We start from the raw sequence: 13,403 nt of genomic DNA on the forward strand, positions 1-13,403 counted from the left end.
CTAAAAATTCTAGCCCTAATTTTAGTCGATAAACCTCTTTGTGATATTTGCGTAGGCATCTATCCTGCGGTCTCTTAAAAATGGCCAAATTCTTCGCACTTCTTCACTTCTTTTCATGTCTATTTCAACGATCTTGCATAGCTCATCTGTGCTATTTGCGCGGAAAAGCTGCTCGCCTTGTGGCCCAAAAACAAAGCTATTTCCCCAAAATTTTATCCCATTCATTACGCCGCTATCATCTTTTTCAAAGCCCACACGATTTACTGCAACAACTGGCAGGCCATTTGCCACGCTGTGACCTCTTTGAACTGCCACCCACGCTTCAAGCTGTCTTGACTTTTCATCCTCGCTATCGCCCTCAAACCAGCCAATAGCCGTTGGGTAGATGAGAATTTTCGCCCCTTTTAGCGCCATCAGCCTTGCTGCCTCTGGGTACCACTGATCCCAACACACCAAAACGCCAAGCTTGCCAAGGCTAGTTTCAACTGGCTCAAAGCCAATGTCGCCAGGCGTGAAGTAAAATTTCTCGTAAAATCCAGGATCATCAGGGATATGCATTTTTCGGTATTTGCCAGCCACACTGCCGTCACGCTCGAAGACAAAGGCGGTGTTGTGATAAAGTCCATCAGCCCTCTTTTCAAAAAGAGAAGTGACTAAAACAACACCATTTTCTTTTGCCACCCTGCCCCAAAAAGCGACGTCCTCTTGCCAGTCGTTTGCGTGATCAAAGAAATTTGTATCCTCGCTTTGGCAAAAGTATTGCGTCTGGTGCAGCTCTTGGCAGACGACTAGGTCGGCACCGCCTTTTTTTGCCTCGGCTATTAGCTCAAGCGTCTTTGCGATAGTCGCCTCTTTTGTCCCTTTAAATTCTTGTTGAAGTAGTGCTACTTTCATCTCATTTTCCTTCTTTGTCGTTGTACGGGTCTAAATGCGTGGTTATCTGCCACGAATAATCCCTAAATTTCTCTCTTATCTCAGCTTCAAGTGAGTCGGCCACCTCGTGCGCGTCGTAAAGCGAAATATCTTTGTCAAAAACTAAATGCAGCGTTAAAAATATAGTATTTGCGCTCTGTCTTGTGTTTAGGTAGTGAAAGTCTGAAATCCTCTGCTTTGCCTTTATCATATTGATGATCTCATCTGTGACTTCAGGGCTTGCTGCGTGATCTAGCAAGACACCAAAGGCGTCTTTACCTAAATTTATAGCGCTTTGAGCGATGTAGCCACTTATCACGATGCCAAAGATCGCATCTATCATCATAAATCCGCTAAATTTAATGATAAGTAGTGAGATAATGACTGCCAGGTTGCTAAAAAGGTCTATTTTATAGTGCAGCGCGTCTGCTTTTATGATAAGGTTTCCACTTTTTTTAGAAATTTGGTTTAAAAATATCACCAAACATAGCGTCACAACTACCGAAAATACCATCACACCAAGCTTAAGCCAAGGTCTATCTCTAAATTTGGCTCGTTAAATTTCTTAACGCTCTCATAAAATATATATCCAGCAGCCACCACAATGATGACGCACTCAAATAGCGCTGCTAACGCCTCTAGCTTTGTGTAGCCAAAGTTAAATCTCTCATCGGCTTGCTTTCTTGACTTTCTAAGCGCAAATAAATTTAAAAGCGAGACTATAAAATCAAGCATCGAGTCAATCGCCGAGCCAAGCACAGCGACCGAGCCGCTAAAAAGCCCAGCTGTAAATTTCACAAGTGCTAGCAAAAAGGCGCAAGCTCCAGCTGCGATAACGGCCTTATTTTCGCCCTGTGTGCACTCCTGTTTATTTATGCGGTTAAACTCATAATCAAACGGACTTGACAAGACTAAGACCTTTTGTATCTATTTTGGCTTGAGCAGTGAAGCGAGCCATTTTGACGGACAAAAACTAGCGAATTTACACCGATGATCTTTCTATCTGGCAGTACATTGGCAAGTAAATTTAGCACCTTTTCATCGTTTTCGTCGTTATATGTTGGCACGATTAGCGCACCATTTATAAAGATAAAGTTTGCATAGGTGCAGCCAAGCCTTTTACCATCATAAAATTTAGGCTTAGGAAGCGGCAGAGCAAGCAGCTTAAAGCCTGTCTTTTTAAGCTCATCTTCCATCCTTTTTAGCTCATCAAAGTGCTCATCGCTCTCATCTTTGCAGCTCGCATAAGCGATAGTATCAGGTGTGATGAAACGTGCTAAAGTATCGATGTGGCTATCTGTGTCATCGCCTTTTATAAAGCCATTTTCAAGCCAGATGATACGCTTTAAGCCAAACAAACTCTTTAGTTTCTCATCAATCTGCTCTTTGCTAAGTGCCTTGTTTCTATTTTCATTTAGTAGGCATTTTGAGGTGGTTAAAAGCACACCATCGCCGTTAAACTCGATGCTGCCACCCTCTAGTATCATATCAACTGGCTCAAGCTTGGTTTTGTAAATTTTAGCTAGCTCTAAATTTATTGCATTATCTTTTGAGCTCTTAAATTTACCGCCCCAAGCGTTAAATTTAAAGTCGTAGCTCTTTACGCCAGAGCCATCGCAAACGTCGATCATACCGTAGTCTCTGATCCAAGTATCATCAGTATCAAGCTTAACAAACTCAACATTTTTAAATTTCTTAAACCTAGAAAAATTTGCCTCATCAGGACAGATGAGCACTACCTTTTCAAAGGGCGTAACAGCAGCCACAAGCTCCTCATAACCCGCCAAAATCTCCTCTAAATAAGGCTTCCAGTCACTCTTACTATGTGGCAGTGATAAAAACAAAAGCTCCTGCTCTTCCCACTCTGCGTAAGCTCTCACGCTCTCTCCTTATAAATTTTATAAATTCCATAAATTGTAATGATTATCCAAAAGACCTCTATCAAAAATGAACCGAGGTTAAAGTGCACAAAAAGCGAGATGATAAGCAGCACCGCACCTGCTAAATTTATTATCTGATAGGCTAGATCGCGGCTATTTAGGCGGCCGATTTGAAGTAAAAAGTAGCCCATCACGATACAAATCATTCCTAAAAAGCCGATGATCTGAAAAAGATCGATCAAATTTTATCCTTTTTACAAGCTTAAATTTAAAGCGTGATCATATCTAATTAGTTTTAAATTTATGATTATAAGATAAAATAACTCCATTTTTCAGATTGGATTAAAGTTTATGGATTTTGAGTTTATTGAGAAATTTTATCCGCTTTATGTTAAGGCCGGAGTGCTTACCTGTGAGATTGCCTTTTTAGGGATCGTTTTTTCTATTTTGATCGGTATTTTTTGTATGGCCGTGAAATTTTACAAGCTAAAATTTCTATCAAAAGTAATTGACTGTTACATCGAGCTCTCAAGAAATACGCCACTTCTTATACAGCTTTTCTTTTTATATTATGGCTTGCCAAAGCTTGGAGTGTCAATGAGCGGCTTTGCCTGTGCGGTCGCTGGTCTTAGCTTTCTTGGTGGTAGCTATATGAGCGAGAGCTTTAGGCTTGGCTTTGAGGCGGTGAGAAGGTCACAGATAGAAGCGGGACTAAGCATCGCACTTAGCAAAAATCAGCTCTTAAGATATGTTATCTTGCCTCAAGCATTTAGTGTAGCGGTGCCAAGCATTAGTGCAAATATTATCTTTTTACTAAAAGAGACAAGCATCGTTAGCATCGTAGCACTTGCCGATCTAGTCTATGTCGCAAAGGATCTCATTGGGCTTTATTACAAAACAGACGAAGCGCTTTTTATGCTAGTAATTAGCTATCTCATCATCATCTTGCCAGTTTCGCTGGCGCTTAGCTATATCGAAAAAAGGGTGAGAAATGCAAGGAGTTAGTATATTATTTGATACACAAAATTTACTAAGGCTCTTTGAAGGTCTAGTCATTAGCACAGAAATTTCATTTATCTCTATTTTTATCTCTATAATCGGCGGCTTAGTGCTTGGCGTACTTATGAGCATGAAAAATAAATTTATCTATTTTATTTTAAAAATTTGCCTAGAAATCGTTCGTATAATGCCTCAGATCGTTTGGCTATTTTTATTTTATTTTGGTGTCAGCAAGGCGTTTGATATCCACATTTCAGCATTTACAGCCTCACTCATCGTCTTTAGCTTGTGGGGAATTTTTGAAATGATGGACATCGTGCGTGGAGCGATAACATCAATACCAAAACATCAATTTGAATCAGCTGCCTCACTTGGGCTTAGTAAATTTCAAATTTACTCTCACGTCATCATCCCACTAGCCACGAGAAGGCTAGTGCCTGGGGCTGTAAATTTACTAAGTCGTATGATAAAAACGACCTCTATCGTCGTGCTAATCGGCGTTGTGGAGGTAGTCAAAGTCGGTCAGCAGATCATCGAGCGAAATGTATTTACAAATCCTATGGCGCCATTTTGGATATACACGCTCATATTCTTTTTATATTTTGTGATCTGCTATCCAGTCTCAAAACTATCAAAAAAACTAGAAGAAAAATGGAGTTAAAATGAGCGAAAACATATTAGAACTTAAAAAAATAAATAAATTTTATGGAGAGCTTCACGCCTTAAAGGATATAAATTTAGAGGTAAAAAGTGGCGAGGTGGTCGTGCTTCTTGGACCATCGGGCTGTGGCAAAAGCACAACTCTTAGATGTATAAACGGCCTTGAGAGTATCGCAAGTGGCGAGATAATAATCGATGGTGAAGCAATTGATGCTAATTTTAATGATTGGCAAAGGATCCGCCAAAAAGTCGGCATGGTCTTTCAAAGCTATGAGCTCTTTGATCACATGAACGTCATAGACAACGTCCTTCTTGGGCCTTTAAAGGTGCAAAAAAGAGATAGGGCCGAGGCTGAAAAAACCGCTGATATGTGGTTAAGCAAGGTTGGGCTACTTGATAAGAAATTTGCCTATCCAAAAGAGCTAAGCGGCGGCCAAAAGCAACGCATAGCTATAGTAAGAAGCCTTTGTTTAAACCCTGAAATTATGCTATTTGACGAGGTTACGGCTGCGCTTGATCCAGAGATCGTTAGAGAAGTGCTTGATGTTATACTAAATTTAGCCAAAGATGGAATGACGATGCTAATAGTCACCCACGAGATGAGCTTTGCAAGGGCGGTTGCAAACAAGATCGTATTTATGGACGCTGGGGCGATCGTGGAGATCAGCGAGCCAGAGGAATTTTTTACCAACCCAAAGAGCGACCGTGCGAAGAAATTTCTAAATTTATTCTCGTTTTAGAAAAAATAAGAGATAATTTGCCGTTTTTTCAAAATGCGTTTAGAGCGAAAATTTAACGCTCTTATTTATTTAACTTTTTTACAAGGAGAAAGAGTGAGAAAATTTAAATTTTTCTTATTAGCATTAATCGCTACCGTCTTTCTAACGGGTTGTGGTAATGACAAAGGTGCCGATACGGCAAAAGCTGCTTCAAACGAAGCTGATGCGATCGCAAAGATCAAAGAGCGTGGATTTGTAAGAATTGGCGTTTTCAGCGACAAACCACCATTTGGCTATGTCGATAAAGACGGCAAAAACCAAGGCTATGATATTTACTTTGCAAAACGTATCGCAAAAGACCTACTAGGCGATGAGAGCAAGGTAAAATTTGAGCTAGTCGAGGCTGCTGGTAGAGTTGAAGTTTTAGTAGCTGATAAAGTAGATATCACGCTTGCAAATTTTACAAAAACACCTGAGCGTGCACAAGTTGTTGATTTTGCACTTCCATACATGAAGGTTTCACTTGGCATCGTAAGCCCTGAAGGTGCAGTGATAAAAAGCATCGATGAGCTAAAAGACAAAACCCTAATCGTAAATAAGGGCACAACCGCAGACGCGTTTTTTACAAAAAATTATCCTGACATTAAGCTTGCAAAATACGACCAAAATACTGAAACATTCGCAGCTTTGGTTGATAAAAGAGGTGCCGCACTAGCACATGATAACGCCCTACTTTTTGCCTGGGCAAAAGAGACCCCTGGCTTTGTTGTAGGCGTTGAAGCACTTGGTGATGTGGATGTGATAGCACCAGCTGTTAAAAAAGGTAACAAAGTTTTACTTGACTGGCTAAACAATGAGATCATTGAGCTTGGAAAAGAAAATTTCTTCCACAAAGACTATGATGCTACGCTAAAACCGATCTACGGCGACAGCGTCAATCCAGAATCACTTGTCGTTGAAGGCGGCAAACTCTAAAATTTAATGGCGTAAATTTTTACGCCATCTCTCTTTTTTTTTAAATTTGACAAATACGTTTGTAAAAATTTTTGCCAGTAGATTACACTGCATAAAATCCATAAAGGGCGGATATCTTAACATACCTGAGTAGCAAGCTAGTAGACGAGCTCCTTGCAATAATGAGCTATAGATAGACTACTTGCGGATTTAAATTACATTATGCACATGAAGGTTCAAAAAGGCTAAGGCGCATGTATTTTATAAATTTAAATTCTAGATAATATGTATATAGAGCCCACAAAAAAAGAAACCCACGAAAGCTAGGCGAGAAAGATACAACTTAGTTTTTAAATATTTAAATAAAATTCTAAAAGGCATTTTGGAGTAAATTTAGCCCAAAATGCCTTTGCAAACTACATTAAGCTCTTTAGTAGATTTGTTACTTTTTGCTCGATCTCTTCTAAAAATTCCTTGCTCTTTGCCTCAAATCTAGTAACAATAACTGGCGTTGTATTTGACGCGCGTACCAGCGCCCAACCATTTTCAAACTGAATTCTTATACCATCAATATCAATGATATTTTTTATCTTTGGTAGATCGCAACTCTCGTTTTTCACATACTCTTTTAACTTGGCAACTATCTTAAATTTAGCCTCATCAGTCGTTTTTACCTTGATCTCATCGGTACTAAAGACAAGTGGCATCTTATCAAGCTCGCCGTCAAGGTCAAAGCCTTTATGTACTAGTTCAAGTACCCTCATCATCGCATAAAGTGCGTCATCAAAGCCAAAATAGCGCTCTTTAAAGAAGATATGACCACTAACTTCAGCCGCAAGATCGACATTTAGCTCTTTCATCATCTTTTTTATATTGCTGTGTCCTGTTTTTCCCATAAATACTTCGCCGATCTTTGCGATCTCATCGTACATATTTTGTGAGCATTTAACCTCACCAAGCACCTTTGGATGATCCATATTTAGCGCATAAAGATAGGCTAGCTCATCGCCTTTTATATCTCTTTTTGGCGTTATAACTGCGATCCTATCGCCATCTCCGTCAAAGCCAAACCCAAGGTCAAATTCTTTCTTTTCGATGAGCGAAAATAGCTCTTTTAAATTCTCTTTTTCGCTTGGATCTGGGTGGTGATTTGGGAAATTTCCGTCTGGGTCTTCATATAAAATTTTTGCATTTAGCCCAAGTGCTTTGACGATCGGCACCAAGCTCACGCCAACAGCGCCATTTGCGCAGTCGATAACAAAAGGCTTTTTGAAATTTTTAAGCTCACTAAATTCTTTTACAAAAAACTCAACGTATTTTTCTAAGATATTAAATTTCTCACAGCTCTCATTGTCTGCTATTTGCTCACCAGAGGCGATTATCTCGTTCACCTTATCTTTTAAAATTTGCAAATCTTTGCCAAAGAAACTATCTTTTTTGATAGTGATCTTAAAGCCGTTATAATCTTTTGGGTTGTGAGAGCCCGTGATCATAATGTTTGCGTCGAAATAATCAGCATAAACGCTAAAGTAGCCAACAGGAGTTGGAAGCAAGCCGATGTTGTAAATTTTAAAGCCACCAGCCTTATTTAGGCCGCTTAGCAGATACCTAAAAAGCGTACTAGCGCTTAGTCTTGCGTCAAAACCAACGCTTAAAGTTTTTACGCCAAATTCATTAAATTTCTTACCCAAAGCAAGCCCTATAGCCTTGACGCTGTCCTCTGTCAAGTCTTTTTCAAAAATACCGCGGATATCGTATTCTCTAAAAATTTCATCATATTTCATTATAAATTCTCCCTAAAAGAATGCAAAAATGATACAAGAATAAATTTAAAAAGGAGTAAATAATTTTATAAATTTTGTGAGGTTAAATTTAAATATAAATTCGAGCTAGAAAGCTCTAGCTCGAAAAGGGCTGCTACATCATACCGCCCATACCACCCATTCCGCCCATGTCAGGCATTGCAGGCATTGCTTTTTCTTCTTTTATCTCGCTGATAGTTGCCTCAGTCGTTAGTAGTAAGCTAGCCACGCTAACAGCATTTTGAAGCGCAACTCTCTCAACTTTTACTGGATCGATAATGCCAGCTTCAAACATATTTACATATTCGCCAGTTGCAGCGTTAAAGCCAAAATTTGCATCTTTGCTTGTCTCAACTGCATTTGCTACAACGCCTGCGTCAAAGCCAGCGTTCTCAGCGATTTGGCGAAGTGGAGCACGAAGCGCTCTTCTAACGATCTCAGCGCCGATTGCCTCATCACCTTGTAAATTTAGATTTACGCTCTTTGAAGCAAGGATAAGAGCTGAACCGCCACCTACTACGATACCCTCTTCAACAGCTGCACGAGTAGCGCTTAGTGCGTCATCTACGCGGTCTTTTTTCTCTTTCATCTCAGTCTCAGTCGCAGCACCTACTTTGATAACTGCCACACCACCACTTAGTTTTGCAAGGCGCTCTTGTAGTTTTTCTTTGTCGTAGTCGCTTGTTGTTTCTGCGATTTGAGCTTTTATTTGAGTTATTCTAGCGTCGATCGCTGACTTCTCGCCCGCACCATTTACGATAGTTGTGTTATCTTTGTCTATAACTACGCTTGAAGCTTGTCCAAGGTCATTTATAGTAGCGCTCTCAAGTGTTCTACCTAGCTCTTCGCTAATGACTTCGCCACCTGTTAAGATAGCGATATCTTCAAGCATCGCTTTTCTTCTATCACCAAAGCCAGGAGCTTTTACGGCTGAGATGTTTAGCACGCCACGAAGTTTATTTACAACAAGCGTTGCAAGTGCCTCACCCTCGATATCTTCAGCGATGATTAGTAGCGGTTTGCCACTCTTTTGTACTTGCTCAAGCACAGGGAGTAGATCTTTTAAATTTGTAATCTTCTTGTCAAATAGCAATATAAATGGGTTACTTAGCTCAACTTGCATCTTTTCAGGGTTTGTGATGAAGTATGGGCTTAGGTATCCGCGGTCAAACTGCATACCCTCAACAACGCTTAGCTCGTCTTGGATAGACTTTGCCTCTTCTACTGTTATGACGCCATCTTTGCCGACTTTCTCCATCGCATCAGCGATAAGTTTGCCAATACTCTCATCTGAGTTAGCAGAGATAGTAGCGATCTGAGCAATCTCTTTTGAGCCAGAAACTTTTTTAGAGATGTTTTTTAGCGCATCTATAAGAGCTGCTACTTCTTTATCCATGCCGCGTTTTACTTCGATAGGATTTGCGCCAGCAGTTACGTTTCTAAGACCCTCTTTAAATATCGCGTGAGCTAGCACAGTTGCTGTTGTAGTGCCGTCACCTGCTTGGTCGTTTGTCTTGCTTGCTACTTCTCTAACTAGGCTTGCACCCATGTTTTCGATAGTATCTTTTAGCTCAACCTCTTTAGCCACACTAACGCCGTCTTTTGTGATGTTTGGAGCGCCAAAGCTCTTTTGGATAAGGACATTTCTACCTCTTGGTCCCATTGTCACTTTCACAGCATCATTTAGTTTTTTTACGCCCTCGTATAGGCGGTTTCTTGCATCATCAGAGTAAAAAATTTCTTTTGCCATTGTTTTTCCTTTCGGTTTTAATTTATTTTAAAAAATCAGCCTTATTTATCATTGACAAAGGCATATTAATATCAAAAATTTTGCCGCGAATATTTGAATAGCCGTTTTTAGCCAGTCTTTCGCTATGCATTTTCAGATACTTTTCCGCATTCTCCTTATTGTCAAAAAGATAAATTCCGCCGGCTTCTTTTGTTTGTTTATTCTCAGTCCAAATTTTCCATATCATACCGAGTTCTTGGTTGATGCTTTTAGCCAAATCCTCAAAAGCTTTTGACATCTCGTCTCCAAAAAGACCTTCTTGCGGAAAATCAACATACATAATTGCAGCCATCTGCATCCTTATTTTAAAACGCCTAAAACATCATCAATGTTTAAAACAAGATATGTTTTATCATCTAAATTTATCTCAGTGCCACCGTATTTTGCAAATACAACTTTATCACCAACTTTTACGCCCTCTACTTCAGCACCAACTGCTTTTACCTCACCGCTTAAAGGTTTTTCTTTTGCGTTATCAGGTATAATAATGCCCGAAGCTGTGGTCTTTGTCTCCTCTACGCGTTCGACTAGAACACGCTTGCCTAATGGTTGAAAGTTCATTGTTCATCCTTTTGGTTTAATTGTCTTTTTTAGCACTCTTTATTTTTGAGTGATGAAATCCTAGCACTTTTTTCTAAAAAAGTCAATAATTTATAGTTAAATTTTATTAAAACTTTAGTCACTTACACTAAAGTTTTATGATATGTAAAACTAATATAAAGGAAATTTATGAAAAAAATAGCCTATATAGTAGCGGCTTTGGCGCTGATAATCCTTTGCATTTTTGGCTTTATCTTTAGCTCAATTGGTAACAAATTTATAGCCAGCAAAATAGAAAAAGAAGCACTCGTTCGTGGTATAGATGTCAAATTTAAAGACTTTAGCCTTGGTCTTAGCACGCTAAATTTAGAAGCGATCGTAATGAACGCTATAAATTTAAAGGCAAATGGCGATCTCTCATTATTTGCTCAAAGCATGAACTTAAACATAGATATAGACGCCGACAAGGCAAAGGCTAGCGAGCTTGGACTAAAAAAGGACGTCGCTCTTAAAGCAAACGTGGCTGGTAAATTTAACGACTTCAAGCTAACAGCAACTGGCACGGCGCTTGGCTCAAACATAAATTTAAACGCAAATTTAAAAGACTACCTGCCAAAAGCTCTAAATCTTGACGCTAAAAACATCGAGCTTTCTGAGATCTCAGCTCTTGCTAAAAAGCCAAATTTAGCTAGCGGTAAGCTTGATCTAACGAGCAATATGCAAGGAGTTGATGAGAAAAATGAGCCCATCATTAATACTCAAATTTTAGCTAGCGACGCAGCGATAAACAAAGAAATTCTTAAAAACGAATTTGGGCTAGATTTAGCAAAAGATATAAGCTTTAAAGGCGGCGTAAATGCTAAATTTGAAAATGAAAAAGTGAGCGCAAAAACCATTATCATCGCACCTGAAGCCACTTTAAAAGCAAACGAGACGACTTATGATCTAGCTAGCAAAAATTTAAAGAGTGACTTTTTGCTAAACGTGCCTGATCTTACCCTTTTTGGCAAGCTCTTAGGCGAGCAACTAAGTGGCGCTGTGGATGCAAACGGCGAAATTACAATGCAAGAAAATGCCCTTCAAAACCTAAAAGCTGAGATAAATGGGCTTGGCGGCAAGATAAATGCAAATTTTGATAGCAAAAACTTAACTTTAAATGCAGCTAACATCAAGCTAAAAGAGCTTCTCGCACTTGCCCTGCAGCCTAGCTACGCAGACGGGCAGATAAATTTAAATGCAAATTTTAGTGGCTTTGACGAGCTAAAAAAACTTGCAGGCGATGCTAAATTTGAGATAAAAAACGGCCTTATAGATAAAGGGCTTGCAAAGCTTAAAAATGCGGCTAAATTTGAGCTAAAAGGCGGCGCCACCGCAAAAGGTGAGCTTGTAAATTTTGACGCAAATGTGCTTAGCGACCTTGGCGAGCTAAAAGATGTAAAGGGCGTTTATGACCTAAAAAATAGCCAAATTTTTAGCAAATTTAACTTGCTCATTAGCGACCCTGAGAAATTTAAAACGGTTAGCGGCTTTGAGGTTGGCTCAAAGATGGCGCTTGCGGGCGATATGAAGCTTAAAGAGAGCAAGATAGATGAGCTAAATTTAGGCGGTGATGTCTTTGCTGGCAAGCTAAACGCCACCATAAAAAATGAAAATCTTGATCTTAGCCTAAAAGAGGCACAGCTAGGAGAAATTTTAGTACTTAGCGGCAACGACAGGCTGGCAAATGCTAAGACAAATGTCCAAGCAAAGGGGCAAAATATCTTTAGCAAAAGTCCAAGCGTCGCCGCAACGATCGCTTTAAACGAGGGCAAATTTAACGCAGCAGCGCTTAGCAAAATGCTTGATAAAAAATTCCCTGAAAATGAGAAATTTAGCTCAAATTTGAGCCTAGACTATAAAGGCGACATGGCGAAATTTAGCGGCGACTTTCTTAGCTCATTAGCTGATATAAAGGGCATAGATGGCAGCTTTGACATGAGCAAAAGCACGCTAAACTTAAAGCTTCAAGCGGTAGTTTCAGAGCTAAATAAGCTTGCGTTTTTAGCTGGCCGCGAGCTTCACGGTAAATTTGCAGCCCACGTAACGGCAGAGGGCAAAGTGGATGATCTAAGCGTAAAAGCCACCTCTGATGATCTATTTAAGGGCAAACTAGAGGCAAACTACAAAGGTGGCACGCTTGATGCGGTGCTAAAAAACTTTGAGGTCAAAGGGCTAACGCAGACTTTGGGGCTAGATCATCTCTATGATGGCAATGGCGATGCTAAATTTGACTACGAAACAAAGCAAAAGCTCGGTAAATTTGACATCTTACTAAAAGATGGTCATCTAGCCAGCACAAATCTCACAAACAATATAAAAATCTTCACCGGCAAGGACATCACAAAAGAAATTTACAAAGACGGCAAAATTTACGGCGATATAAAGGGTGACAACGTCGTTTTTAATGTAAATTTAAGCTCGCCAAAGAGCGACATAAAGGTTGCGGGCGGTACTTACAATACCGCGACAAAAATGCTTAACGTGCCACTTGTTTGCAGGCTAGAAAAGACCGATCTAAACGTGCAAATCTCAGGCACGACAGAGAAGCTAAAATACGATGTCAGATCGCAATATCTTGAAAATAAGGTCAAAAAAGAGATAGGTAGATTTTTAGATAAAAAGCTTGGCAAAGATGATGACGCAAGCGGCGAAAAACAAAATTTAAAGGGGCTTTTAAAAGGGCTATTTTAGATGAAAAAGGCGGAAAATTTAAAGTATCTAATGGGGCTTGGGCACTTTTGTAGCGACATAAACCAAAGTGCCCTTGGCACGATGCTGCCATTTTTCATCGCAAGCTACCACTACGACTATGCCACAGCCGCCTCGCTCGTGACCACCACAAATTTAGCAAGTTCGCTCATCCAGCCACTTATCGGCCGCCTAAGCGACAAAAAAGAGCTGCCATACGTCATCCCACTTGGGCTACTACTTGCTGGCGGGGGCATGAACCTCACTGGCTTTGTGACAAACTACTACATCATCTTGGTCTGTGTGATGATAAGCGGTATCGGTGCCACACTCTTTCATCCAAGCGCCACAAGGATCGTAAACTACGCCTAAAACGCCAAAAATAGAGCCAAAAGTATAAGTATATTTTCTTTTGGAGGCA

The 13,403-nt window shown here is 40.0% G+C and carries 13 protein-coding genes and 1 pseudogene; 6 read left to right on the forward strand and 8 right to left on the reverse strand.

The window, feature by feature from the left end; translation table 11 throughout:
* Nucleotides 1-21: 21 nt before the first annotated feature.
* The 4 genes and pseudogenes from TH67_RS03500 to TH67_RS03515 all read right to left on the reverse strand — a co-directional run bounded on the left by TH67_RS03500 (nt 22) and on the right by TH67_RS03515 (nt 3,034).
* Nucleotides 22-894 (reverse strand): carbon-nitrogen hydrolase, encoded by an 873-nt coding sequence (locus TH67_RS03500; RefSeq protein WP_072594378.1) that lies wholly within the window; start codon nt 892-894, stop codon nt 22-24.
* 1 nt (nt 895) lies between these two features.
* Nucleotides 896-1,710, reverse strand: a pseudogene (locus TH67_RS10610) (cation diffusion facilitator family transporter).
* A 113-nt stretch (nt 1,711-1,823) separates the two neighbouring features.
* Nucleotides 1,824-2,792 carry an agmatine deiminase family protein gene (locus tag TH67_RS03510; protein WP_072594379.1) on the reverse strand — a complete coding sequence of 323 codons (969 nt, stop codon included), beginning with the start codon at nt 2,790-2,792 and terminating at the stop codon, nt 1,824-1,826.
* On the reverse strand, nt 2,789-3,034 hold the full coding sequence (locus TH67_RS03515; protein ID WP_021089339.1) for a CBU_0592 family membrane protein: 246 nt from the start codon (nt 3,032-3,034) through the stop codon (nt 2,789-2,791). Before TH67_RS03515 ends, TH67_RS03510 begins: the two co-directional genes overlap by 4 nt.
* Nucleotides 3,035-3,143: 109 nt before the next feature.
* Between TH67_RS03515 and TH67_RS03520 the strand changes: the two genes are divergently transcribed.
* The 4 genes from TH67_RS03520 to TH67_RS03535 all read left to right on the forward strand — a co-directional run bounded on the left by TH67_RS03520 (nt 3,144) and on the right by TH67_RS03535 (nt 6,145).
* A complete protein-coding gene (locus TH67_RS03520; protein WP_072594380.1) occupies nt 3,144-3,797 on the forward strand; it encodes an amino acid ABC transporter permease in 654 nt (217 codons plus the stop codon).
* Nucleotides 3,784-4,452 (forward strand): amino acid ABC transporter permease, encoded by a 669-nt coding sequence (locus tag TH67_RS03525; protein WP_072594381.1) that lies wholly within the window; start codon nt 3,784-3,786, stop codon nt 4,450-4,452. The genes TH67_RS03520 and TH67_RS03525 overlap by 14 nt, the downstream gene beginning before the upstream one ends.
* A 1-nt stretch (nt 4,453) precedes the next feature.
* Nucleotides 4,454-5,191: an amino acid ABC transporter ATP-binding protein gene (locus TH67_RS03530; protein WP_072594382.1), complete on the forward strand. Its 738-nt coding sequence runs from the start codon at nt 4,454-4,456 to the stop codon at nt 5,189-5,191.
* A gap of 93 nt (nt 5,192-5,284) precedes the next feature.
* The gene (locus TH67_RS03535) at nt 5,285-6,145 is read left to right on the forward strand and encodes a cysteine ABC transporter substrate-binding protein (protein ID WP_072594383.1); all 861 of its coding nucleotides are present in this window, start codon (nt 5,285-5,287) and stop codon (nt 6,143-6,145) included.
* A gap of 395 nt (nt 6,146-6,540) precedes the next feature.
* Here TH67_RS03535 and TH67_RS03540 read toward each other — a convergent pair whose 3' ends face one another.
* From TH67_RS03540 to groES, 4 genes are all read right to left on the reverse strand, one after another.
* Nucleotides 6,541-7,908 (reverse strand): phosphomannomutase/phosphoglucomutase, encoded by a 1,368-nt coding sequence (locus TH67_RS03540; RefSeq protein WP_072594384.1) that lies wholly within the window; start codon nt 7,906-7,908, stop codon nt 6,541-6,543.
* A 133-nt stretch (nt 7,909-8,041) separates the two neighbouring features.
* On the reverse strand, nt 8,042-9,676 hold the full coding sequence (gene groL / locus TH67_RS03545) for a chaperonin GroEL (RefSeq protein ID WP_002940160.1): 1,635 nt from the start codon (nt 9,674-9,676) through the stop codon (nt 8,042-8,044).
* A 22-nt stretch (nt 9,677-9,698) separates the two neighbouring features.
* A complete protein-coding gene (locus TH67_RS03550; RefSeq protein ID WP_081370901.1) occupies nt 9,699-10,007 on the reverse strand; it encodes a monooxygenase in 309 nt (102 codons plus the stop codon).
* An 8-nt stretch (nt 10,008-10,015) separates the two neighbouring features.
* The gene (gene groES, locus TH67_RS03555) at nt 10,016-10,276 is read right to left on the reverse strand and encodes a co-chaperone GroES (protein ID WP_072594386.1); all 261 of its coding nucleotides are present in this window, start codon (nt 10,274-10,276) and stop codon (nt 10,016-10,018) included.
* 168 nt (nt 10,277-10,444) lie between these two features.
* Here groES and TH67_RS03560 point away from each other — a divergent pair, with 168 nt between their 5' ends.
* Complete coding sequence (locus TH67_RS03560; RefSeq protein WP_072594387.1) at nt 10,445-12,985, forward strand: tryptophanyl-tRNA synthetase; 2,541 nt, start codon at nt 10,445-10,447, stop codon at nt 12,983-12,985.
* A complete protein-coding gene (locus tag TH67_RS10320) occupies nt 12,986-13,354 on the forward strand; it encodes an MFS transporter (protein ID WP_180371722.1) in 369 nt (122 codons plus the stop codon).
* Nucleotides 13,355-13,403 lie beyond the last annotated feature (49 nt).

This window comes from Campylobacter concisus, from assembly GCF_001891085.1.
Classification (GTDB): Bacteria; Campylobacterota; Campylobacteria; order Campylobacterales; family Campylobacteraceae; genus Campylobacter_A; species Campylobacter_A concisus_O.